Raw genomic sequence first — 24,094 nt, 5'->3', positions numbered from 1 at the left:
GGCATATGCCTCTTCCACTCCTCTCGGGTGTGCCTAGTCGGTGCCGCCTGCGGGGGTTTCTCCCGCTGACCTCAGGTGACTCGAGGTTAGCTGGATCGGCCCGCGCTTCCAATCGCGGATTCTCCACTTTCTTCGGAGGGCTTCACGAGACAGATTGGAATCCGGGTTGACGGCGCTTGGATTTCCGAGCATTTCGAGCCAGACGAGGTCGGCGTGACTATCACCGTAACCGTACGAAGCTGAAAGATCGACACTGTTCCGCTCGGCGTATTGGCGCAGCCAGGCTGCTCGTGCCTCGTCGACCACCGGGGGCTGAGCAAGGTATCCGGTGTAAATGCCGTCACGGGCATGCATCGTCCCGGCGACCACCTCGTCGAACAGGTGAGCGAGAGGCGAGACGAGTGTTCCGATGGAGCCCGTGACGAGCACGGTGCGGTGCCCGGCGGCGCGGTGGGCGGCGATGCGCTCGAGGGCTTCCGGCATCGTGTGCTTGAGAAGCGTCTGGGCGTAGCCGCGAGCTACGACCTCTTCGAGGCGGGTCACCGGCATGCCCTCGTATCGACGGAGGAACGCGCGAATGAACTCGCCTCGATCGCGCTGTTCGGCGCGAAGGTAGCCGGGAAGCGACGCGAGGAGACTCGCCACCTCGGCGGGCCAGGCCGCCTTGCCGAAGCCGGAGCCGCGCACCCAGAGGTACTGCTCGACGATGTTCGAGTCGACGACGGTGCCCTCGAGATCGAAGATCGCCACGACGTCTTTACGGCGGGGCAGCTCGCGATCGAGCGCGGGGCCGGACGAGGCGGGCCGAACGCTGAACGCCCGGGTCATCGTCGTGACCGCGGGGAAGTGCACGGTCTGGAAGTAGTCCTCCCACTGGATGTCGGCCATGTCGAAGCCGATGTCGCCCGACACCTCGGTCGGCTGGGTGGCGACCAGAGCGGCCTGAAGCGCCTTCGTGCGGCGATCGTCGAAGATGATCTCCGACTGGATGTAGTGGCGATAGAGATCGGTCAGGCTCTGCAACGACTCGAGGTCGGCGCGGCGACGATCGACTCCGGCGAGGGCCTCTCGCGTCCGGTCGGTGGACGGCAGCCGCAGAAAGACCGATTCGCGCGCATCATTGAGACGCGCCTGGAGCCGGACAGCGCGTTCGACCTTGCGCCCGCCCGGGAAGCGCCAGGTCGCGGCGGCAATGGAGCCGCTGTCGGCGGTCGGCAGCGGATTGGCCGTGAAGAACATGCTGAGGTTCGTGAACATCCGGTGGATCGGCAGCGGATTGCTGGCGCCCGACGACACGTGGAAGAACTGCGGCTCGCCAGCGGCCGCGGGGTTGGACGCGACCAAGACGATCACGTTGACGACGAAGTCGACCGGCACCACGTCGAGGACGCTGTCGGGCACGCCCGGGAACTCGGGGAGCATGCCGCGGCCGTAGGCCATGATCAGCGGGTCGGCGACCTTGAAGCCGTCGATCCAGCCGGGGTACGGGTGGCGGAGCGCGCTCTCGACGATCGCCGGGCGCACGAACGACAGGCGGTGACCGCGAGCCGCCCACATCTGCTCGGCCGCGCGCTCGGCGAAGGCCTTCGTGAGCGTGTAGACGTCGGTCCAGCCGAGGCTCTCGGCGCGGGCGCGACCGTGGTCGACGAGTTTCGCCTTGACCCAGGCCACGCGGCGCTCCTCGGCCTCGCGCGAGACTGCGAGGGGTCCTTCTTTGCCGTGCTTGGCCCGGGCTTCGGCGATGAAGCGGCGCAGCACTTCCGGCTGGCGCGACGACAGCTCGACGCGGGAGCGAGCGGCACGGGCGGCCTCGAACTCGGTGCGCCAGTCGACCTCGTGGGTGAGCGAGGCCTCGGGGAAGATGCCCTTGCGGAGGCCGCCGACGTAGGCGGTCGAGACGTGGACGACGTGCGGGTCGGTGCCCGAGGCGATCAGCGCCTCGTACAGGCCGACGGCACCGCCGACGTTCGTCTCGAAGGCCTGGTCGATGGGCGGGTCGAACGAGACGCTCGACGCGGAGTGGATCACGACGTCGAGGTCGCCCGGCAGCTCGGGGACGGCATCGAGACCGCCTTCGAGCACGTTCAGCCGGTTCAGGATCGCGTCTTCGACCCCGTCGGGGCCGACACTCTCGCGCCAGGAGGCGAAGACGGGCTTGCGCAGTACGTGACGAAGACGGTCGACGCCCGAGGTGCTCCCCTTGGTACGGATGAGCAGGGTGATCCTGGTGCCCGGGTGGCTCGCGAGGAGCCGCTCGAGGATCGCCTGACCGACGAAGCCAGTGCCGCCGGTGAGGAACACATGCGAGGATCCGAGGTCGGTCGAGAAATCGGGAAAGTCGAGTGCACTCACGGGGTCAGCTTCTTTGCGGTCGTCTGGCCGATGCGCGCATCCATGCCGGGGAGAGAGGCGACGCGGCGCCCGATGTCGTCCGCACGAGCCGAGCCGTCGGATCCTGCGAAGACGAATGCCTCGAACCGGTCGCGGTCGGCGGCGGCGCGCTCGACCCCGCCGATGGGCCAGGCCGCCGTCGCGAGAGCCGCGCGCGTCTGACGGGCGGCGCGCTTGGAGTCGCTCAGGCGCCACTCGGTCTCGTCTGCGAAGAAGGCCTCGTGTCGTTGCTTGATGATCTGGATCCTGCCGATCGTGTCGCGGAGCGCGGGCGAGTCGGTCGTCGCGCGGAGATGATCATATGCCGCGCGGAGAATCCACTCGTCGACCAGTCCGAGGGTCATGTGGGTGGCCACGATGGGAGCGCCGAGCCCGACGGCGGCGATGGCGCGTCGGATCGGACCGGAGCGCTGGATCGCCTCGTCGGCACCCGTGCGGGGAGGTCCCTCGTCGACGTTGCGGGTGCGATCGAGACCGTGCGCGCCGAGCACGGCGTCGAGGGCGTCGGCCATCCAGAACTTCTCGAACGCCCAGGTGACGAGGAACGCGGTGACGCGGGCGTCTTTATGGGTCGCCGTGACGAGCAGGTTGCGCAGGTGCTCCATGGTCGCTGCCTCGAGCCTCGACAGATAGCGGACCAGTTCGAGGGTCTCGGCGTCGAGGGGATGCGCCTCGTAGGAGGTGAGGTCGAGGTCGGCGCGGAAGTTGCCCTGCGCCGTCCGTGTGAACTCACGGATGTCGAAGGGGCCTGCCGCCTCGGAATTCGGGCTGTCGGTCATGAAACGTGTGCCTCCGGAGGGGGTCTGAGCCGGGATCGATGCGCGAATCTCCCCGTAGGCACCGTATCGTAAGCGGCATGGTTGTAGCGCTCGTGACCGGGGGCACGTCCGGCATCGGAGCCGAATTTGCCCGCCAGCTCGCACATAGGGGATACGACCTCGTTCTCGTCGCTCGAGACGAGGCGAGGCTTGCGTCGACCGCTGACGACCTCCGCGGTCTCGGCGTGAGCGTCGAGCTCTTTCCGGCCGACCTCTCGCAGCGCGCAGACGTCGACCGCGTGGCGGCACGGCTCGAGGATCCAGCCCGGCCGATCGATTTCCTGGTGAACAATGCCGGTTTCGGCATGCACATCCCCTTGACCTCGCACGACGTCGAAGGTCTCGATCTCGGTTTCGAGGTCATGTGCCGCGCAGTGCTCGTGCTTTCGGCCGCGGCGGCACGCTCGATGCGCGATCGCGGAGAGGGCCGCATCGTCAATGTCTCGTCGACGGCGGGCCTGCTCGCGATGGGGGCCTACTCGGCGATCAAGGCGTGGGTCACGTCGTTCTCGGAGGGGCTGGCCGTCGAACTGAAGGGGACGGGCGTCACTGTGACCGCCGTCCTGCCGGGCTGGGTGCGGACGGAATTCCATCAGCGCGCCGCCATTCGCACGTCGAGCATCCCAAACTCCCTCTGGCTCGACGCCGAACAACTGGTCACCGCGTGTCTGCGCGACGTCGACAGGGGCAAAGTGATCTCCATACCCACCATTCGGTACAAAGTGCTCGTCGGGTTGCTCCGTCACGCACCGAAGAGCGCCGTGCGAGGCGTCTCGGCGGCGATCTCGTCGGGCCGCAAGAAACCGGTGGAGGCATGAGCGTGGAGGAGTCGAAGGGCGAACGCCCGGATCCTGAGGCCCTGCCCGAAGAGAAGGCCGCCGACGGGTCGGAGCCGACCGCGGCGTCGGTGATCGGGGCGGTGGCCGGTCGGGTCAACGACACCGCGGCCGACGTGCGCGGTCGTCTCGGCGAAGCGGCGGAAGACGTCCGCGACCGGTTCAACTCGCGCATGCACGCCTCGGTGCGCTTCGTGGCCCAGCGCTGGGTGATGAAGCCGACGATCTGGTCGATCACCGACGTGACGGTCATCGGGCGAGAGCGGCTGATCGGTCTCGAGGGTGGCTTCGTGCTTATCGCGAACCATTCCAGCCACCTCGATGCGCCGCTCATCGTGAGTGCCCTGCCGCGCAAGCTCTCGCGCTACCTCGCGACCGGAGCGGCCGCCGACTACTTCTTCGACGTCTGGTGGCGTCGCGGCCTGACCTCTCTCTTCTTCAACGCGTTCCCGATTCAGCGGGGTGGCCGTCGCGATTCGAAGAAGCGCGCCAAGCCCGCCCGAGAGAACCCTTCCGTGAGTGCGGTCTCGTTGCTCCAGCGGGGCTTTCCGGTGCTGGTGTTCCCCGAAGGCACGCGCTCCAAAGACGGCGAGATGGGATCGTTCAAGCCGGGCGCCGCTCGTCTCGCGGCAGCCTGTGACGTTCCTATCGTGCCTCTCGCCCTGATCGGGGCCAATATCGCTCACCCCCGTGGAGCGCACTGGCCGCGCCCCGGCCGCCTCCCCGTCGGCGTCGCATTCGGAGATCCGATGCGCCCCGAGCCCGACGAGACCGCCATCGCTTTCTCGACACGTCTCCGCGACGAGATTCTTCGCATTCGAAACCAGTACTCGGCCGATATCCTCGGTCAGTCCGATCCGTCCAAAGGAGTCCGCCCGTGACCGACCTGAAACCCCGCCAGACGTCCGCCCCCGACGAGGGGCCCGACGTCAAGCACATGAAGTGGTGGGGCTGGGGTGTCGAGGGGGTCGCCTTCCACCACGAAGACAAGCCCGCGTTCGCTCCGTTCGTGAAGAAGATGGTCGGCGTCGACCTGCACTCCGATGAGGTCACCGCCGTTCCGGCCTTCGACGATCTCGAGATCCCCGCCTCGCGCATCACCGCCGACGTCTCGAGCGCCCTCTCGCTGATCGTCGGCGAAGGCCACGTCGTGCTCGGCGACATGGAGCGCGTCGTCCACACCTACGGCAAGAGCATCCGCGACCTGATCCGGATCCGCAACGGCGTGTTCCCGCGCACCCCCGACGCCGTCGTCTATCCGGCCACCGAGTCGGAGATCGCCAAGATCGTGACCGCGGCCGTCGAGCACGACCTCGTGCTCATCCCCTTCGGCGGCGGCAGCAACATCGTCGGTTCGCTCGAGCCCATGCCCACCGAAGAGCGCATCGTCATCTCGCTCGACATGGGGCGCCTCGACCGCGTGCTCGACATCGACGACGACGGACGCATCGCTCGCATCCAGGCCGGAGCGCAGGGCCCGGCCATCGAAGAGCAGCTGAACGCCAAGGGCTGGACCCTCGGCCACTTCCCCGACAGCTTCACCCACTCGACCCTCGGCGGCTGGGTCGCGACCCGCTCCTCGGGCATGCAGTCCGACAAGTTCGGCGACATCGCCGACATCACCAAGGGCCTGCGCATGGTGCGGCCCGACGGCGTCGTCGTGATCCGCGCGGTCCCGTCGGCATCGACGGGCCCGTCGCTTCGAGAAATGATCATCGGATCCGAAGGACGCCTCGGCATCATCACCGAGGTCACCGTCCAGGTGCACCGCATCCCCGAGAAGCGTGAGATCCTCGCCTACTTCTTCCCCACCTGGGAGGCCGGCCTGCAGGCCATGCAGGCGATCGCCGAGAGCGACGCGAACCCCTCGATCACGCGCGTGTCGAACGAGTTCGAGACCGAGATGTCGCTCGCGACGTCGAAGGCCAGCAAGGGCATCGCGTCTCTCCTCAACCAGGGCGTGCAGAAGTTCATGAAGCTGAAGGGCTGGGACCTCTCGAAGATCTGCCTGTCGTTCATCGGCTACGAGGGCTCCGACGAGCACGTCGACCGCAACGAGAAGCTGGTCGCCAAGATCGTCAAGAAGCACGGCGGCTTCGGCGTCGGCAAGGGCCCCGGCGTGCTCTACGACCAGAAGAAGTTCGACACCCCGTACCTCCGCGACTTCTTCCTCGACCACGGCGGCGCAGCCGACGTGTCCGAGACCGCTGCACCCTGGTCGAAGCTGCTCCCGCTGTACAACGGCGTCTACGCCGCGGCGAACCGCGCGTTCGAGAAGATCGGCGCGCAGGGCCTCATCATGGCGCACCTGTCGCACTCGTATCACTCGGGAGCGTGCCTCTACTTCACGTTCGCGTTCGAGCACGGCGACCAGCCGCTCGAGCAATACGACATCGTCAAGAAGGCGATCCAAGACGCCTTCATCACCGAGGGCGGCACGGTGTCGCACCACCACGGTGTCGGTCTCGAGCACGCCCCCTGGCTCGGCCAGGACGTCTCGCAGCCCGGCCTCGCGCTGATGCAGGGCTTGCTCGACTCGGCTGACCCGAAGCGCAACTTCAACCCGGGCAAGGTGACGGGCAAGTAGTTCGGGGCTGCGCCTCTGCGTCGCTGCGCCGCTGCGGCTCGGCGCCTTTACGCCGCACCACGTCTGACGGACTACCCCTCCTGCCGCGGCAGGTCGGGTAGTCCGTTTGGCGTATGCCCGCGAGGGGTTCCGTCGCGGCGCACCTTCTGGCATGCGGCAGACTGTCGGGATGCGCACCGCCAGTGGATCGAACGCCGACCGGAGCCGATTCACCGTGCTCGAACTCGAGTTGGCCGAGATCGTGGGGCAGTGGGATCCGATCGGCGTCGGCCCGGCGCGCGTCGCCGACGGCGAGTACGACGACCTGGTGCGGCCGATCCTGATCGAACTCGGCCATGGCGTGCGCGATCGGGCGCTGGCGGTCAAGATCGCCGGAGCGATCGACAGCGACTACGGCCTGGCGATGCGCGAGCAGCAGGCCCGCGGGGTCGCCGGAACCATCACCGCCTGGTGGGCGCAGCAGCCGAACGTTCTCTGAGCTGAGGTTCCCCGGGCCCGTCATCCGGGCCGGGTGCTTCTCTCCTGCAAGGAACGCAGGATCCGGCCCGCCCCCGCTCACTCCCGGCGTCACCCGCGCCAGGTGGCCTGATCTCCGCTCCCGCCTGCGGGATCTCGGCACGCAGGCCATTTCGTGCGCCTCCTCCGCCCCGCCCCCGACGACACCGCCGAATGCAGCTCGGCTGGCCGCCACGCCCGCATTTGGCGCCACTCAGCGTCAGCCCGCCCCGCGCACCGGCGGCGACATCGTCGAGTGCCGCCAAATGCAGCGCTGCTGGCCGCCACGCCCGCATTTGGCGCCACTCAGCGTCGTTCCGCCCCGCGCACCGGCGGCGACACCGCCGAGTGCCGCCAATCGCAGCTCGGCTGACCGCCACACCCGCATTTGCCGGCACTCGGCGCAACGCCAGAGTGGAGCACCGCCAGAGCGGAGCACCCGCCCGACGGGCAGCCCCCGAACTAGGCGCCGAGCGCCGCGTCGACGATCTCTTTCGCTTCGGCCTGCACGCGCTTCAGGTGCTCCGGACCCTCGAACGACTCGGCGTAGATCTTGTAGACGTCTTCGGTGCCCGACGGCCGCGCCGCGAACCACGCCTTCTCGGTCACGACCTTGAGCCCGCCGACCGCGGCACCGTTGCCGGGAGCCTCGCTGAGCTTCGCGATAATCGGGTCGCCCGCGAGCTCGGTCGCCGTGATGTCGTCGCCGCTCAGCTTGCCGAGTCGAGCCTTCTGCTCTTTCGAGGCGGCTGCGTCGATGCGCTGATAGACCGGGTCTCCATACTTCTCGGTGAGCTCTTTGTAGAGCACCGACGGCGTCTTGCCGGTTACCGCTAGGATCTCGCTGGCGAGCAGGGCGAGGATGATGCCGTCTTTGTCGGTGGTCCAGACCGAGCCGTCGCGGCGCAGGAACGACGCCCCGGCGCTCTCCTCGCCGCCGAACGCGACGCTGCCGTCGACGAGACCGGGCACGAACCACTTGAAGCCGACCGGCACCTCCCAGAGTCGGCGACCGAGAGAGTCGGCGACCTTGTCGATGATCGACGACGAGACCAGCGTCTTGCCGATTGCGGCGTCGGCACGCCAGTCGGGACGGTGGCTGTAGAGGTAATCGATGGCGACGGCCAGGTAGTGGTTGGGGTTCATCAGCCCCTCGTCGGGCGTGACGATGCCGTGGCGATCGGCGTCGGCGTCGTTGCCGGTGACGATGTCGAACTCGTCCTTGCGCTCGACGACGCTCGCCATGACGGAAGCGCTCGACGGATCCATCCGGATCTTCTCGTCCCAGTCGAGGGTCATGAAGCGCCAGGTCGGGTCGACTCCAGGGTTCATCACGGTGAGGTCGAGGTCGTACGCGTCGCGGATGGCGGCCCAGTATTCGACGCTCGCACCACCGAGCGGGTCGGCGCCGATGCGGATGCCGGCCTTCTTGATTGCCTCGAAGTCGATCACGTTGGCGAGGTCGATCACATACCCGCGCAGGAAGTCGTGGCGCCCGGGGCTCACCATGCTCTTCTTCACCTCAACGTTCCCGCCGGCGATGATCTCGTTGGCACGGTTCGCGATCCACGACGTCGCGTCGCTGTCGGCCGGGCCGCCGTGCGGCGGGTTGTACTTGAAGCCACCGTCGCGAGGCGGGTTGTGGCTCGGCGTGACGACGATGCCGTCGGCCCGATCGGTGTGCTCGGGGTCGTTGTTGTAGACGAGGATCGCGTGGCTGATGACCGGCGTCGGCACATAGCCGCCCTCGGCGTCGGCGAGCACGGTGACCCCGTTGCCGGCGAGCACCTCGAGGGCTGTGCGCTCGGCAGGGCCCGAGAGCGCGTGCGTGTCGCGGCCGATGAACAGCGGCCCGGTGATGCCCTGCGCCGTGCGGTACTCGACGATCGCCTGCGTGATGGCGGCGATGTGAGCCTCGTTGAAGGCGGCGTCGAGCGATGAGCCGCGGTGACCGGACGTGCCGAACACGACCTTCTGCGAGGGGTCGGACACGTCGGGGATCAGCTCGTAATAGGCAGCCGAGACGGCCTCGGGGTTGATGAGGTCTTCGGGGGTGGCGTAGGTGCCGGCGCGATCGGTCATGTGAGCAATAGTGGCACTGACGGCAGACGTGTGTCGTGGTTGTCCACAGGTGCGGCGGCGGATCCTCGTGTCTGTCTTTGCTGGGGAGACAAGGATCCGTGGGCTCGTCGCCCTGCCCTAGGCTCTGAGCCATGTCAGCGATCGACCACGCCCCCGACCCGCTCGAGACCTACAGCTACCTGGGCCCGGCCGGCACCTTCACGGAGGCGGCGCTGAAGCAGGTTCCGGAGGCTCGGGGCAAGAGCTGGCGGAGCGTCAACAACGTGGGCGAGGCTCTGGCCGACGTCGTCGCCGGTCGCAGTGTGGCCGCCATGATCGCGATCGAGAATTCGATCGACGGAGGGGTTAGCGCGACGCAGGATGCCCTGGCCAACGTTCCGGGCCTGCGGATCGTCGGGGAGTATCTCGTCAAAGTCGACTTCGTGCTCGTGGCCCGACCGGGCACGAGGCTGGCAGACGTCAAGGTCGTCAACGCGCATCCGGTCGCCTACGCGCAGACCCGGCTATGGCTCGAGAGGGCGCTGCCCGACCACGGCCACCTGCCGGCCACCTCGAACGTCGCCGCCGCCGCCGCCCTGCTGCCACCGGTCGGCGCCGGCGAAGTCGTCGGCGGCCTGGCCGACGCGGCCATCGCCCCACCCGGAATCATCGAGCACTACCCGCTCGAGGTGCTGGCCGACGGAATCGGCGACAACCCGAACGCGGTCACCCGCTTCGTGCTCGTGGGGCGCGTGTCGGCGGTGCCGCCGGCCACCGGCTCCGACAAGACGTCGATCATCGCCGAGCTCCCCGACGACCGAGCCGGAGGCCTGCTCGACATGCTGGAGCAGTTCGCCACGCGCGGCATCAACATGAGCCTGCTCGAGTCGCGCCCCATCGGAGACGCCCTCGGTCGCTACCGATTCGTGATCGACCTCGACGGGCACATCCTCGACGAGCGGGTCGCCGACGCGCTGCTCGGGCTCAAGCGGTTCAGTCCGAACGTGATCTTCCTCGGCTCATATCCGCGGGCCGACCGACGTGAGGTGACGGTCACGCCGCGGTACGACAACCAGGCGTTCGTCGAGGCGCGCGACTGGCTGCGCGGTCTCGTGGCGGGGGAGCCGGAGCAGCTCTAGTCGCCGCATTCGGCGATGCGTCGCGACACGACGCGATTCGGCCGTACTGACCCGGCGCGCCAGGTCGCTTCGGCCGATCCGCGTCGGATCATGCCGCGGCTCCGCGCCGAGCAGCCCTACGCCGGAACGCGCACCCGCAGCGCCAGCGGGTCGATCCACGCGCGGATCGCCACCGCCATGCCGTGGGAGTCGCCGTCGAGCTCGAAATCCTGCGGGGAGTCGAGTCGCACGACGATCTCGGAGCCCTTCATATAGCGGACCGTCTTGAGGTCGGGCGCGAGCCGCATGATCTGACGACCCGCTCGAGAGCGCCGCAGAATCCCGTTCTCCCACACGATCTTGAGCCAGATGCCGACCCAGTCGATCTTGCGTTCGGGGCGGAGCGCGACGATGTCGAACACGCCGTCGTCCACGGCCGCGTCGGGAAGCAGCATCAGGTTGCCGGGCAGCAGCCCGCAGTTGCCGATGATGATCGTGTGGGTCTTCATCGTCTTCCGGCCGAGGCCGTCGAGGTCGTAGCGGATCGAGATGGAGTTGTTGTCGCGGAGGCTTTTCGCGATGGCGTCGACGTAGGCCAGCCAGCCGACGCGCGCCTTGAGCTTGTCGTTCGTGTTCGCCAGCATCTGCGCGTCGAGCCCGAGCCCGGCCATCACGACGAAGCAGGAGCGGTCGCGCGTGCCATCCGGATTCTCGATGTCGACGACCCCGAGGTCGATCTGGCGTTCGACGCCGTTGAACGCAGTCGAGATCGCGTTGTCGAGGTGGTCCAGGCTGAGCTTGAGATTGCGCGCCAGCAGGTTGCCGGTGCCCGAGGGGAGCAACCCCAAAGCCGTCGAGGATCCGCGGAGCGCCTCGGCGACACAGCGCACCGTGCCGTCTCCGCCCGCCGCTATCACCATGTCGGCGCCGGCCTCGACCGCCTGGCGCGTGATGCCGCCGCCCGGGTCGTCGATCGAGGTCTCGTAATAGAGGGTTTCGCCCCAGCCGGCTTTCTGCTGGTGACGGCGGACCGACTTCTTGATGTCGGCGAGCGACACCTTGATGGGGTTGTACACGACTGCGGCGACCGGTCGGGGCGAGGCCGGGTGCATCTCGTCATCCCTTTCAGCGGTGGCGGGGGATGGGTGGCTCATGGCACAACCGTATTCGACGGGCGCCTCCGTCGTGTGGCGGGGGTGTTAACGGCGGCCAAGACCACGACTTGCCCACAGGTCGATCGTCTCCGCCTCGACGCCGGGCGAGGACTCCTTAGACTGACTGGGTGATCGATCCCCAGCTCCTCCGCGACGCCCCCGACCGCATCAAGCAGAGCCAGCTCGCCCGCGGCGACTCCACCGAGGCCGTCGACGTCGCGCTCGCCGCCGATGTCGCGCGTCGGGCCGCGATCGCCGTCTACGAAGACCTCCGCGCCGAGCAGAACGCCTTCGGCAAGACGGTTGCGAAGGCGCCCAAGGAGGAGAAGAAAGAGCTCGTCGCCGAAGCGCAGAAGCTGGCTGCGCGCGTCAAGGAGGCCCAGGCGGCATCGACCGCGGCCGACGAGGCGTTCGACGTCGCGATGCGCGGGGTCGCCAATCCGATCATCGAGGGTGTTCCTGCCGGGGGTGAAGAGAACTTCGTCACGCTCCGCACTCACGGCGAACCGAAGACCTTCGACTTCGAGCCGCTCGACCACGCCGACCTCGGTGAGAAGCTCGGCGCGATCGACATCAAGCGCGGCACCAAGGTGTCGGGCTCGCGCTTCTACTTCCTGCGCGGCGTAGGCGCCCGCCTCGAGATCGGCCTCATGCACATGGCCCTCGACAAGGCCATCGCCGAAGACTTCACCCCCCTCATCACACCCACGCTGGTGCGGCCCGAGGTCATGGCGGGCACCGGGTTCCTCGGTTCGCACGCCGACGAGATCTACTACCTGCCCGCCGACGACCTCTATCTGACGGGCACCAGCGAGGTGGCTCTCGCCGGTTATCACGCCGACGAGATCCTCGACGTCTCGAACGGGCCTATCCGGTACGCCGGGTGGTCGACCTGCTACCGGCGCGAGGCCGGTGCTGCCGGCAAAGACAACCGCGGGATCCTGCGGGTTCACCAGTTCAACAAGCTCGAGATGTTCAGCTACATTCACCCCGATCAGGCGGAGGCCGAGCACGAGCGCTTGGTGTCGTTCCAAGAGCAGATGCTGCAGGCCTGCGAGCTCAGCTACCGCGTGATCGACGTCGCTGCCGGTGACCTCGGGTCGAGTGCCGCCCGCAAGTTCGACATCGAGGCCTGGGTGCCGACGCAGGGCACGTACCGCGAGCTGACCTCGACTTCGAACTGCACGACGTTCCAGGCGCGACGCCTCGACACGCGCTACCGCACGGAGTCGGGCAAGACGGCGCCGGTGTCGACGCTCAACGGCACCCTGGCGACGACCCGATGGATGGTGGCGATCCTCGAGACGCACCAGCAGAAAGACGGGTCGGTCGTCGTGCCGGCAGCCCTGCAGCCCTATCTGGGCGGTCTCGAAGTCTTGGAGCCGGTCGCGTGAGCCACGATTCGTCAGAGTCCCAGCTCTCGTTCTCCGTGCCCACCATCTCGCCCGCTCCTCGGCCGCGTCGTGACGACGCCTGGCTGGTCGCACTCGACGTCGACGGCACGATCATGACCGAGGGCGGGCAGATCAGCGATGCGGTGGCCGACGAGATCACGCGTCTCCGGCTCGACGGGCACGAAGTGATGATCGCCACCGGGCGCTCCGTCGCGATGACCCTGCCCGTGATCGAGCGTCTCGGTTTCGACTCCGACTACGTCGTCTGCTCGAACGGTGCCATGACCCTCGGGCGCGACGACACCTCTTCCGATGGTTACAAGACCGTCTTTGTCGAAGAGTTCGACCCGACTGAGGTGTTGACCACCATCGACGGTCGACTCGAAGGTGCGGGCTATGCCGTCGAAGACGCCCACGGCAACATGCTCTACCTCGGCGCGTTCCCCGAGATCGCCCTCACCCCGACCAGCCGCGAGGCCACGTTCGCTGAGCTCTGCGGCGTAGCGGCAACCCGTGTCGTCGTGATGTCGCCGTCTCACAGCCTCGACGAGTTTCTCGAGATCGTCGAGAGCATGGGCCTTCACAAGGTCAGCTACAACGTCGGGTGGACTGCCTGGCTCGACATCGCGCCCTTCGGCGTCACCAAGGCGACCGCGCTCGAGCGTGTGCGCACCTGGCTCGACATCCCGGCCGAGCGCGTCATGGCGGTCGGTGACGGCCGCAACGACATCGACATGCTCACCTGGGCCTCCCGTGCCGGTCGCGGCGTCGCCATGGGCCAAGCGCCCGACGACGTGCTCGACGTGGCCTCCGAGCGCACCGGCAGCGACGTCGACGACGGTCTCGCGTCGGCGCTTGCCACCCTGCGCTAGTCGGTCCTTCCGAAAGGCCCCGCGGTGAGGTGCTCCTGTCAAAAGGAACGTCACGGCCGTGCCCTCCTGCCTGCAGGGTCAGACCTGCTGCGATCTCCTCCTGGGCCGAACTCTGGTCCTCTTGAAGGGAGCGGCAGGCACGTCGGATAAGATCGTCATGGTCGCGACTCGAGGGTCGCGCCCGGGAGGGCTGTCCGAGCGGCCGATGGAGCTTGTCTTGAAAACAAGTGGGCAGAGATGTCTCGTGGGTTCGAATCCCACGCCCTCCGCACCAGCAGACCAGAAGCCGGAGTCGATCAAATGGCCACAGTGATCCTCGTGCGGCACGGGCGCACCACCGCGAACGCGAGCGGCATCCTCGCCGGGCGCACCGCTGGCGTGCGACTCGACGACGTAGGACGCAAGCAGGCCTTCCGCACCGCCGAGCGCCTGTCCGATGTTCCCCTCGTCGGCGTGGTCTCGAGCCCTCTCGAGCGGTGTCGTCAGACGACCAAGTTCGTCGTAGAGGCGCAGCGAGCCCAGGGTTTCGACCCGCAGACGCCGCTCGATCGCGCGATTACCGAGTGCGACTACGGCGACTGGCAGGGCAGGCCGCTGAAAGAACTGGCGAGCGAGAAGCTGTGGTCGGTCGTGCAGTCGCAGCCGTCGGCAGCCGTGTTCCCCGGCGGGGAGTCGATGCAGGTGATGCAGGCGCGATCGGTGGCGGCGATCCGTCGGCACGACGCCGCGTTCGAGGCTGAGTTCGGGCCGCAGGCGGTGTGGGCGGCGGTGAGTCACGGCGACATCATCAAGTCGATCCTGGCGGATGCCCTCGGCATGCATCTCGATCTGTTCCAGCGCATCAGCGTGGGCCCGGCCTCGGTCTCGATCATCCGCTACGGATCGAGCCGCCCCGAAGTCATGGCGACGAACACCGACTCCGGCGATCTCAGCTGGCTTCGCGTCGCCAAGCCGGACGCCGACGCCGCAGTCGGCGGCGGCGCGGGGCACCCAGCCGCCTGAGACAGGCCGTTCGGCCAGCGCGGCGGGCCGCTCGGGCACCCGCCGATCACGCTGCAGGTGCTCGTGAAACTCGACCGTCAACCCGACTGCGAACCAGTGTCGGCGGACGCTCGTAGGATGACAGCATGCCCACAATCGTCCACGGATTCGACTGGCCCGACCGGCTGGTGGTCGGCACAATCGGCCAGCCCGGAGCCCGTTCGTTCTACCTCCAGGCCCGCGCCGGTTCGCGAGTCACCAGTGTCGCGCTCGAAAAGCAGCAGTCCGAGCTTCTCGCCGCGAAGATCGACGAGATCCTCGACGAGCTGATGGTCGCCGAGGGCAACCCGATTACGATCCCCGCCACGACGCCGATCGAGCTCGTCGACAACGAGCCGCTCGACCAACCCGTCGAGCCCGAATTCCGCATCGGGGCGATCACGTTGGGGTGGGATCCCTCGACCGCCCAGGTCGTCATCGAGGCGTACCCCTACGACGATTCCGAAGACGGCTTCGACGACAGCGACGAGTTCGGCGAGGCGACACCGCCGAGCGAGGTGCTGCGGGTCAAGATCCCCGTGGGGACTGCGCGGGCATTCGCCAAGCGCACGATCGAGGTCGTGGGTGCGGGTCGGCCGCTCTGTCCTCTGTGCGCGACCCCGATGGATCCTGGAGGGCACACGTGCCCTCCGCTCGACGACCTGCTGTGACCACCAACGCCGTCGAACCGCCGGTCGGTGAGCTCGAGCTCGCCGGCCGCATCCGAACGGCGTCGAACGCCACCTTCCTCGGCACCATCGGCGAGACGGCCGTCGTCTACAAGCCCATCGCCGGCGAGAAACCGCTATGGGACTTCCCCGACGGCAACCTTGCCCACCGAGAAGTCGCGGCCTACGTGGTCTCAGAGGCGCTCGGCTGGAACATCGTGCCCCACACGTGGCTGGGCCAGGGGCCGCTCGGTGAAGGCATGGTGCAGCTCTGGCAAGACATTGACCCTGAGCAAGACCCGGTCGACCTCGTTCCCACCGACGCCGTGCCGGGCGACGGGTGGCGTCACGTCTTCGACGGTGACGACGAAGAAGACCGACCGGTGTCGCTGATCCACGAAGACACCGCTGCACTCCGTCGCATGGCCGTGTTCGACGTGCTGGTCAACAACGCCGACCGCAAGGGGGCGCACGTCTTGGCGATGCCGGGCGGCCACCGGTATGGCGTCGACCACGGCCTCACCTTCCATGTCGAGCACAAGCTCCGCACGGTGCTGTGGGGGTGGATCGACGACGAACTCAGCGACGACGAGCGGGCAGGCGCCACAAGGATCCGCGAGGGTCTCGGCGGCGAACTCGGCACAGCGCTCGACGGGCTGCTCAGCGTGAGAGAGGTCGACGCGCTCGCCGCCCGCTGCGATCGTCTTCTCGCCCGGGGTCGGTTCCCGGCGCCGCACGGGCACATGCCGGCCGTGCCCTGGCCTCTGTTCTAGCCCCTCTGGCGCGGCGGCGGTCGCGGCACCGGGCCTCGTGCGGGCCTCGGCCGCCCGCCGCTGCGACCGCGGTCGCGCCGTGCCGCGAGTGACGGCAAATGTCGTTCGGGGTCCGTCCGCTGCAGCATTAGGCGGCACTCGGCGACGTTCCGGTCGGCGCGACCGCTGCCACGCCGGGCCTCGGCCGCCCGGCGCTGCGACCGCCGCCACGCCGGGCCGCGAGTGGCGGCAATTGTCGGGCGGGGTCAATCTGCTGCAGCATTAGGCGGCACTCGGCGGCGGGTCTGTGCCGATCGGGCTGTTTCAGCGCCGCACGCGGCTAGAACAGCCCACCAAAACGGCCGGGATAGTCGCTGAGGCCACCGGCCCCGAACCCACCAGCCCCGAACCCGCCGGCCCCGAACCCACCCGCGCCACCCGCCTGCCGCGACCCGAGGTACGACCCGACCACCGCGGCGCCGAGGTCGTCGGCCTCCGGCGCAATGACGGAACCGCCGACGCGCTTGGCCATCGACGCGATGAAGCGCGCCAGGCCGGGGTCGTCGCCGAGGCGGAAGAACGTCGTGTGGGCGCCCAGCCGCATGGAGTTGTCGAGCTCGCGGACGGCGTAGGCGACGGTGAGCGGATCGGGCGGGTAGTTGAAGTAGACCTCGCCGTCGGGCTCGAGGTGCGAGGTCGGCTCGCCGTCGGTGACGATCAGCAGCACCGGTTGGGCATTCGGATGCTTGCGGAAGTGGCGGTTCGCGAGCAGGAGCGCGTGGTGGAGGTTCGTGCCCTTGTCCCACATGGCCTCGAGCCCGACGAGCTTCTCGATCTCCATCACCTCGGCCTGGCGCCCGAAGCCGATCAGCTGCAGGTCGTCGCCGCGGAACCGGCTCGTGATGAGCGTGTGAAGCGCGAGAGCGGTGCGCTTCATCGGCACCCAGCGGTCTTCCATCGCCATCGAGAACGACGTGTCGACGAGGAGGGCGACACAGGCCTGAGTTCGGGCCTCGGTCTCGAGCACTTCGATGTCGCCGACCTCGATCCGCACGTGCGAGCCGGCAGGAAGCCCCGCACCGGCCGTACGAGTAATCGAGTTCGTGATCGTCCGGGTGACGTTCCACGGTTCGGTGTCGCCGAACTCCCACTCGCGCGAGGCGCCAGAGAGGTCGCCCGCTGCGCCGGCGCGTCGCACGTCGCGGTTGCCGCGACGCCCCGAGAGTGCCTCCGAGACGTCGCGGAGAAGAGCCTTGCCGAGTTGGCGCATGGCCTTCGGGGTGAGGCGAAGCTGGCCGTCGGTGCCGCGTTGGATCGCGCCCGAGTCGCGCAGTGCTTTCTCGAGTTGTTGGAGGGCGCGGGCATCGACCGATGCGGCATCGCCAAGCTGACGGGTGAGCGCGTCGAGGTCGAGGTCGTCGAGCTGTGAGCCGTTCGACGACTGGGCCAGCTGGTCGGCCAGCGCATCGAGGTCGGCGATGTCTTGGAAGACGCCCGTGCCGTCGCCGAGCCCCAGCCCTTCGGAGCCTTCCATCCGCTCGGACCCGCCCCAGTCTTCGCCGGGGCGGAGTGACTGGAGGTTGCCGTCGAGCTGCCCGAGCGCCTGCATCAACTCGGGGGACCCGAACGCCTGCTGTGCCAGGGCGTCGAGTTCGTCTCGTTGCTCCTGCGTCATGGAGTTGCGCATGCGCTGGGCGGCGGCGGCGCGCGCGGCAAGGGCGTCGATCAGTTCGTCGACGTTCTGGGGCCCTTCAGGAAAGAACGCGCCGTGCTTCGCCATGAAGTCGTCGAACATCTCGGGGGTGTCGACGCCTTCGCGGTGAGCGTCGAGAAGAGCGTTGAGGTCGCCGAGCATCGCGGTGATCGCTTCGCGGTCGGCTTCGGTGGCACCTTCGAGCGCCTGCTTCATGCCGGCGAACCGCTGGTCGAGCATCTCGCGGCCGAGCAGCTCTTTGATCTTGTCGTAGCTCTGACGGGCCTCGGCGCTCTGCCACGAGTAGTCGCTGAGCTCGCTGACGGCGGCGGCCGGCGAGGGCGACAGGCTGTCGAGCTGCATCTCGGCGAGGGCGCGGTCGGTGTCGTCGAGTAGGGCGTCGCGGGCGAGTTGCTTTCGCTCGGCCAGGACGGCCTTGTCGAGCAGCTCCTTGACCTCGCGCAGCGTGCCGTCGAGGTTGTTCTTCTGGGTGAGCTCACGGCGGCGCTCGGCCACCCGGCGGGCGAGGTCGTCGAGCCCGGGGCGGTCGGCCCCACCACGGCGTAGGAACTCGCGGAGGGCCCGCTCGGGCGAGTAGCCGGCCATCACATCTTGCCCGATCGCGTCGAGCGCCTCGGTCAGGTCGGCCGGGGGAGCCAGAGGATCCGGCCCACCCGTGTAGCGACCGTAGCGAGAGTCGCGCGTGAGACGCCGATTTGCTCTAGGCATGCGATACCGTCCGCACCTGGTCAACGGGAGTGAGCACGGCGTCAGCCATAGATCGTCTCGCCCCCGCCCGACTCTTTGCTCACCCGACGGCCGAGGTAGAGGCCCTCGAGGGCCAGCTCGATGGCGCCGGCGCGCTGGCCGTCGGTGGTGGCGTCGAGGCGTGCGCAGATGTCGTCGTAGATCTCGGATTCGCCCAGCGACGGCAACCCCGCCAGGAAGTCGCGAGCGGCCACCTGCTCGCCGGTCGTGACCATGACGCCGTTCTCGATGGCGGAGACGAGCACGTCGAAGTCGAGCCCGCGGAAGTGCGCGCGCACCGTCTCGGCCGTGGCCGTGCGCAGCAGGTGGTCGAGGATCTCGTCTTCGCGCCCCTCTTCGCCCGATTCGAACTCAATCTTGCCACCGAGCACGTCGACGGCCGTTTCGAGATCGACCGGTCGGGCGACCGCTTCGGGCTCGCTCTGCCGGGTCGCCCGGTGGAGAGCGGCTGCGGCGATCGTCTCGGCGCCCGCGATGGAGAACCGGGCGCTCACCCCCGACCGCTGGTCGACGGCGCTCGAGTCGCGAAGGTTGCGGGTGAATCGGGCGAGGATCTCGATCAGGTAGTCGGGCACCTCGGCGGCCAGCTCGGCCTCCTGCCGGATCACGGCGATCTCGTCGTCGAGCTCGGTCGGGTAATGCGTGCGGATCTCGGCGCCGAACCGGTCTTTCAGCGGAGTGATGATGCGACCGCGGTTCGTATAGTCTTCGGGGTTCGCACTGGCCACGACGAGGACGTCGAGGGGCAGGCGCAGCACGTAACCGCGAATCTGCACGTCGCGCTCTTCCATCACGTTGAGCATCGCGACCTGGATGCGCTCGGCGAGGTCGGGCAGCTCGTTGATCGCGACGATGCCTCGGTGGCTCCGCGGGATCAGCCCGAAGTGGATCGTCTCGGGGTCGCCGAGACTGCGGCCCTCGGCCACCTTCATCGGGTCGACGTCGCCGATCAGGTCAGCAACGCTCGTGTCGGGCGTCGCGAGCTTCTCGACGTAGCGCTCGCTGCGATGCTTCCACTCGATGGGCAGAGTGTCGCCGAGCTCTGCGGCTCGACGGATGCTCACCGTGGTGATCGGCTCGTAGGGGTGCTCGCCCAGCTCGGAGCCGGCAATGACCGGCGCCCATTCGTCGAGGAGACCAGACAGGGTCCGCAGGATCCTTGTCTTGCCCTGCCCCCTCTCGCCCAGGAGCACGATGTCGTGCCCCGCGATGAGCGCTCGCTCGAGCTGGGGGATCACGGTCGACTCGAAGCCGTGCAACCCCGGCCACGGGTCTCGGCCCTCGCGAAGGGCGTCTAGGAGGTTGTCTCGGATCTCGGCACGGACGGTCTTCTGGGCGTGGCCCGAAGCACGGAGCTCGCCGACCGTTGTGAGCGAAGGGCTGGTCATGCGCGCAACGGTACGCCCGACCCCCGACAACGACCTAGCGGGCGAGGGGGACCGGCTCAGGATCCGGCAGCACCGGCACCGCTGCCACGCGCCGGGTATGCGCCCAGACGAAGAATCCGGTCAGCGTGAAGGCCCCATAGAAGACGTACATGATCGCCGATGCCCAGTAGCCGGCGCCGAGCAGCAGGGGCACGCCGACCACGTCGACGGCGACCCAGATGAGCCAGAACTCGACCCAGCCCTTCGCCATGCCGTAGGTGGCGAGCAGCGAGCCGACGAAGATCCACGCGTCGGCCCAGACCGGCGAGTACGAGCCGAGAGCGGTGAAGATCGGTGTCACGACCGCGGTGCCGCCGATGAGGGCGACGACGAGAAGGATCCGCGCCCGGCCACCTGCCCACCGGGGTTCGACCGCGTCTCCGCCTCCGTCGCGCGCGTGCTTCCAGCGGTACCAGCCGTAGATCGAGACGACGATGAACATGATCTGCCGACTGGCCTGCCCGAGCAGGTTGACCGGGTTGGGCGTCTCGAAGACCGCACCGAGAAAGACGGTGAAGAGAAGGGCGTTGCCCGCGATTCCGATCGGCCAGGCCCACACTTTGCGACGCATGCCGCCGAGGGCCGAGAAGAGGCCGAACAGGTTGCCGATCACCTCGCGCCAGAGGACGGTCTGATCGTGGATCGTGAATGTCGCGTCGAACAGCCAGTGGATGGCGCTCATGGTTCTCCTGTGGGGGAGCTTCTCTCATCCAGACTGTCTGAGCCGGACGGCCCCGACGAGGTCGTCCGCCCCACTGTCGGCACCGGAATGATCGCCCCCGCGAACGAGAGCGACTGACCGATTCGGCCCCGTGATCGCACGGGGTTCGCGGGCTGTCACCGCCGGTACGGAATCACACCGTCCCTGAAGCTTCTGACGAAACAGTAACGGGCCCCGTGCCATTCCCATCGGGCGAGGTCACACCGGGTAATGCGCGCTTGGTCCGGCGCCGGTAGCTGGCGAAGAGCACTCCGCCGACCACGAACGCCCCGGCGAAGAGTTCGATCCCGTCGGGGATCTCGCCGAAGACGAGCCAGGAGGCCAGCACGCCGATCACCGGCACCAGCATGGAGAACGGGGCGACCGTGCTGGACGGGTACTTCGACAGCAGTGTGTTCCAGATGCCGTAGCCGACGATCGTCGCGATGATCACGACGTAAAGGAGGCCGCCGAGGGCCGGGAGCGCCTCCGCCGTGAACGCGGTCGCCAGCGACTCGGCGATGCGGCGGGGGCCCTCGAACAGCAGCGAGAGCGCGAGCATCGGCAGCGGCGGCACGACCGACATCCACAGGGTGAGGTGGAGGGGATTCGGTGCGGCGGCCCGGCGGGAGGCGACGTTGCCGAGCGCCCAGCCGAGGGCGGCGCAGAGCGCGAGCAGCACGGGCAGGATCGCCGCGACCTGCGCCCGGTGCAGCGCGATCGCCAGAAGCCCGAGCACGGCGATGCCGATGCCGATCGCCTGACGCTTCGTGATGCGCTCGCCGAGGAGGAACCCGGCGAGCACCACGGTGAACGGCGCCGACGCCTGCAGCACGATCGACGCGAGACCACTCGCGAGCCCGGCATTCATCGCCAGGTACAGGAAAGCGAACTGCAGGATCCCGAGGCAGCCGCCAACCGCAAGGAGCCAGCGAACCGGAATGGCCGGTCTCGGGATGAGGAAGATCGTCGGCACGGCGAGAAGCGCGAACCGGAGCGCCACCATGAAGAAGGGCGGGTAGTGCTCGAGGGCCAGTGCCGTGGCCGGGAAGTTGAGACCCCACGCGACAGCGACGAGAGCAGCGAGAAGGCGGTCGCGGGGAGACATTCCCTCATCATGTCGTCCTCGGGCAGGCGACGACAGCGCCAATGGTGACCAATTGGATTGGAGGGCTCGACAGGACGCCAGGCCCTCCCGCTACAATCTCAACCCTTGCCGCCACCGAGCGGCGCGACTTCTGCGGTACGGATTCGGGTCCGGCCACAGCATCAGAGCCTCTGGGCTCCGGAGCGCGCCGCCGCCGAAGGAAAGGACCCCCGTGAGCGACAACCACCGCTCCGAGAGCCCCCGTCGTGCCGCTCGCCGAGCGCATGAAGAAGCCGCAGCCCGCCAGGCTGCCGCCGCCTCGCCGGGCCTCCCCGCTGCCACCGACGGCCTCGCCCGTCACGGTCGCCTCCGCCGGCGCGGCCCGGCCGGCTTCGTGCTCAAGACGATCGCCGTCGGCGCGGCCGTCGTCCTGGTCAGCGGCGTTTCGGTCGGCGCGATCGCCCTCCAGCAGATCCAGAGCGACATCGGCGACGGCGTCGCACTCACCGGCGAAGAGACCGAGCCCGCGCTCCAGGGCACCGGCATCGGAGCGTACGAGGGCGGCTTCAACATCCTCATCGTCGGCACCGACAACGACGCCAAGCAGAGCACGGCGGAGTTCGGCAAGCGTGACGCAACCCTCAACGACGTCAATATCCTGCTGCACGTCTCGGCCGACCACACGAACGCGACGGCCGTGAGCATCCCGCGCGACCTCGTCGTACCGATCCCCGCCTGCGAGAAAGAAGACGGCACCGGCACGAACAGCGCGATGAGCGCCCAGCCGATCAATTCCGCCTATTCGTACGGCGGGCTCAACTGCGTCGTGCAGACGGTCAAGGGACTCACCGGCCTCGACATCCCCTTCGCGGGGCTCATCTCGTTCAACGGCGTCATCGAGATGTCGAACGCGATCGGCGGGGTGCCGGTCTGCGTCAACAAGCCGATCTCCGACCCCTATACCGACCTTAACCTCCCGGCCGGTACGTCGACCCTCCAGGGCGACGAGGCGCTCGCCTTCCTCCGGACCCGCCACGGAATCGGCGACGGCTCCGACCTCGGCCGAATCTCGAGCCAGCAGGTCTACCTCTCGTCGATGCTCCGCACGATCAAGTCGGCGGGCACCCTGTCGAGCCCGACGAAGCTGTACAAGCTCGCCCGCGCCGCGACGAGCAACATGGTCCTCTCCAACAGCCTGAAAAACCCGAGCACGCTCATCGAGATCGGGCTGGCACTCAAAGACCTCCCGCTCGGCAACGTGAACTTCGTGCAGTACCCCGGGTCGACCGGCGGCACCGGTGTCTACGCCGGCAAGGTCCAGCCCGATGTCGCCACGGCCGGGCTGCTCTTCGACTCGATCAGAGCCGATAAGCAATTCAAGATTCCGAAGGGCTCCACCGGCATCGGGTCGGAGTCGTCGGGGGCCGCAGGGTCGACGGGTTCCTCGGGCGGGGCGGCCGGATCCTCGTCACCACCGGCTCCGTCGACGCCGTCGAGCACCCCCACCACACCGGCGACGAAAGCACCGGCTGCGACCGAGATCTCGGGCCTCACCGGGCAGACGGCAGCCGACCAGACCTGCTCGGTGGCCTACAAGTTCTAGGCAGAGTTCACGAGAGAAGGCCGCCCCGCGAGTAACCAACTCGCGGGGCGGCCCGGTGTCTCACTCAACCGCCCGGGGGAGGCGGGAGCGAAGACCCTGCGAGGCCGAGATCAGGGGTGAACGGCCTCGCAGGGCGCTATGCGCCGACAGCATCGTTGCTGAGCGAACCAGCCGTTCTGGTGGGCCTCGACCGATTCGGGCGGTCATGGCCTTGGGGTTCACCATCGGGGTGAACAGCTGGTAACCAAAACTCTATGGGTCCGCATAAAGGAGGACAAGGGGACAATCGCACCCAAATCGGGGGGCAAAATTGTGGGCATAAGTGCGGACACGGCTCCGAGGATCCGATGGGCTCGGTTCGTACTCGGCACCCGGTATAGTAGAGGCCGTGCGTTCGCAAAGCGGGCGTCAAGGAGCTGTCGCATAGTTCGGCCTAGTGCACCACCCTGCTAAGGTGGAGTGCCCTTTTTGGGCACCGTGGGTTCAAATCCCACCGGCTCCGCACTGGATTCTCCGTGTAAGGGTGCAAGCACCCATACCTCTCGCCAGCGCCAGTTTCTTCGGGCGCCTCGCGGCGCTGCGCGCCTCGCGGCGCTGCGCGCCTTCAGCGCTGTGCGTGTTTGTCGGGTCCGCTCCGCGGACGTGCGGCC

General features: G+C 68.2%; 19 protein-coding genes and 2 tRNA genes. 13 read left to right on the top strand and 8 right to left on the bottom strand.

Annotation, left to right across the window (positions count from 1 at the left end; translation table 11 throughout):
* Positions 1–33 precede the first annotated feature (33 nt).
* Both VH571_RS03210 and VH571_RS03205 read right to left on the bottom strand, forming a co-directional pair.
* Positions 34–2,352: an HAD-IB family hydrolase gene (locus VH571_RS03210; RefSeq protein WP_423263284.1), complete on the bottom strand. Its 2,319-nt coding sequence runs from the start codon at positions 2,350–2,352 to the stop codon at positions 34–36.
* The gene (locus VH571_RS03205) at positions 2,349–3,170 is read right to left on the bottom strand and encodes a hypothetical protein (protein ID WP_423263283.1); all 822 of its coding nucleotides are present in this window, start codon (positions 3,168–3,170) and stop codon (positions 2,349–2,351) included. Before VH571_RS03205 ends, VH571_RS03210 begins: the two co-directional genes overlap by 4 nt.
* Before the next feature lie 77 nt (positions 3,171–3,247).
* Here VH571_RS03205 and VH571_RS03200 point away from each other — a divergent pair, with 77 nt between their 5' ends.
* The 4 genes from VH571_RS03200 (at position 3,248) to VH571_RS03185 (ending at position 7,110) form a co-directional block, all read left to right on the top strand.
* A complete protein-coding gene (locus VH571_RS03200) occupies positions 3,248–4,027 on the top strand; it encodes an SDR family NAD(P)-dependent oxidoreductase (RefSeq protein ID WP_423263282.1) in 780 nt (259 codons plus the stop codon).
* Positions 4,024–4,926, top strand: a complete 903-nt coding sequence (locus VH571_RS03195) for a lysophospholipid acyltransferase family protein (RefSeq protein ID WP_235480979.1) — start codon at positions 4,024–4,026, stop codon at positions 4,924–4,926. The genes VH571_RS03200 and VH571_RS03195 overlap by 4 nt, the downstream gene beginning before the upstream one ends.
* Entirely contained in the window at positions 4,923–6,632 is a 1,710-nt protein-coding gene (locus VH571_RS03190) for an FAD-binding oxidoreductase (RefSeq protein WP_423263281.1), read from the top strand. Before VH571_RS03195 ends, VH571_RS03190 begins: the two co-directional genes overlap by 4 nt.
* Positions 6,633–6,801: 169 nt before the next feature.
* Positions 6,802–7,110 (top strand): hypothetical protein, encoded by a 309-nt coding sequence (locus VH571_RS03185; RefSeq protein WP_423263280.1) that lies wholly within the window; start codon positions 6,802–6,804, stop codon positions 7,108–7,110.
* A gap of 479 nt (positions 7,111–7,589) precedes the next feature.
* Here the strand turns inward: VH571_RS03185 and pgm are convergent, their stop codons facing one another.
* Entirely contained in the window at positions 7,590–9,209 is a 1,620-nt protein-coding gene (gene pgm, locus VH571_RS03180) for a phosphoglucomutase (alpha-D-glucose-1,6-bisphosphate-dependent) (protein ID WP_423263279.1), read from the bottom strand.
* A gap of 131 nt (positions 9,210–9,340) precedes the next feature.
* Here pgm and pheA point away from each other — a divergent pair, with 131 nt between their 5' ends.
* Entirely contained in the window at positions 9,341–10,327 is a 987-nt protein-coding gene (pheA, locus tag VH571_RS03175; protein WP_423263278.1) for a prephenate dehydratase, read from the top strand.
* A 116-nt stretch (positions 10,328–10,443) separates the two neighbouring features.
* Here the strand turns inward: pheA and VH571_RS03170 are convergent, their stop codons facing one another.
* Positions 10,444–11,460: a diacylglycerol/lipid kinase family protein gene (locus VH571_RS03170; protein ID WP_084816050.1), complete on the bottom strand. Its 1,017-nt coding sequence runs from the start codon at positions 11,458–11,460 to the stop codon at positions 10,444–10,446.
* Between the two features lie 128 nt (positions 11,461–11,588).
* Here VH571_RS03170 and serS point away from each other — a divergent pair, with 128 nt between their 5' ends.
* The 6 genes from serS (at position 11,589) to VH571_RS03140 (ending at position 16,187) form a co-directional block, all read left to right on the top strand.
* Complete coding sequence (gene serS / locus VH571_RS03165; protein WP_423263277.1) at positions 11,589–12,854, top strand: serine--tRNA ligase; 1,266 nt, start codon at positions 11,589–11,591, stop codon at positions 12,852–12,854.
* Entirely contained in the window at positions 12,851–13,726 is an 876-nt protein-coding gene (locus VH571_RS03160) for an HAD family hydrolase (protein WP_423263276.1), read from the top strand. Before serS ends, VH571_RS03160 begins: the two co-directional genes overlap by 4 nt.
* Before the next feature lie 184 nt (positions 13,727–13,910).
* A tRNA-Ser gene (locus VH571_RS03155) sits at positions 13,911–13,995 on the top strand.
* Between the two features lie 31 nt (positions 13,996–14,026).
* The gene (locus VH571_RS03150; protein ID WP_055960871.1) at positions 14,027–14,728 is read left to right on the top strand and encodes a histidine phosphatase family protein; all 702 of its coding nucleotides are present in this window, start codon (positions 14,027–14,029) and stop codon (positions 14,726–14,728) included.
* Between the two features lie 125 nt (positions 14,729–14,853).
* Complete coding sequence (locus VH571_RS03145) at positions 14,854–15,417, top strand: DUF3090 domain-containing protein (protein ID WP_423263275.1); 564 nt, start codon at positions 14,854–14,856, stop codon at positions 15,415–15,417.
* Entirely contained in the window at positions 15,414–16,187 is a 774-nt protein-coding gene (locus VH571_RS03140) for an SCO1664 family protein (RefSeq protein WP_423263274.1), read from the top strand. The genes VH571_RS03145 and VH571_RS03140 overlap by 4 nt, the downstream gene beginning before the upstream one ends.
* Before the next feature lie 319 nt (positions 16,188–16,506).
* Here VH571_RS03140 and VH571_RS03135 read toward each other — a convergent pair whose 3' ends face one another.
* From VH571_RS03135 to VH571_RS03120, 4 genes are all read right to left on the bottom strand, one after another.
* Positions 16,507–18,588 (bottom strand): vWA domain-containing protein, encoded by a 2,082-nt coding sequence (locus VH571_RS03135; RefSeq protein WP_423263273.1) that lies wholly within the window; start codon positions 18,586–18,588, stop codon positions 16,507–16,509.
* A gap of 41 nt (positions 18,589–18,629) precedes the next feature.
* The gene (locus tag VH571_RS03130) at positions 18,630–20,015 is read right to left on the bottom strand and encodes a magnesium chelatase (RefSeq protein WP_423263272.1); all 1,386 of its coding nucleotides are present in this window, start codon (positions 20,013–20,015) and stop codon (positions 18,630–18,632) included.
* A 34-nt stretch (positions 20,016–20,049) separates the two neighbouring features.
* Positions 20,050–20,736 (bottom strand): nicotinamide riboside transporter PnuC, encoded by a 687-nt coding sequence (gene pnuC / locus VH571_RS03125; RefSeq protein WP_423263271.1) that lies wholly within the window; start codon positions 20,734–20,736, stop codon positions 20,050–20,052.
* 172 nt (positions 20,737–20,908) lie between these two features.
* Entirely contained in the window at positions 20,909–21,862 is a 954-nt protein-coding gene (locus tag VH571_RS03120; RefSeq protein WP_423263270.1) for an EamA family transporter, read from the bottom strand.
* Positions 21,863–22,073: 211 nt separating this feature from the next.
* On the opposite strand from VH571_RS03120, the gene VH571_RS03115 reads away from it, so the two are divergent.
* Both VH571_RS03115 and VH571_RS03110 read left to right on the top strand, forming a co-directional pair.
* A complete protein-coding gene (locus VH571_RS03115; RefSeq protein WP_423263269.1) occupies positions 22,074–23,444 on the top strand; it encodes an LCP family protein in 1,371 nt (456 codons plus the stop codon).
* Positions 23,445–23,856: 412 nt separating this feature from the next.
* Positions 23,857–23,946 (top strand) — tRNA-Ser (locus VH571_RS03110).
* Positions 23,947–24,094: the final 148 nt, after the last annotated feature.

This window comes from Frondihabitans sp. 4ASC-45 (assembly GCF_049472575.1).
Taxonomy (GTDB): Bacteria; Actinomycetota; Actinomycetes; order Actinomycetales; family Microbacteriaceae; genus Frondihabitans.
This window is presented reverse-complemented; position numbering and strand designations above follow the sequence as displayed.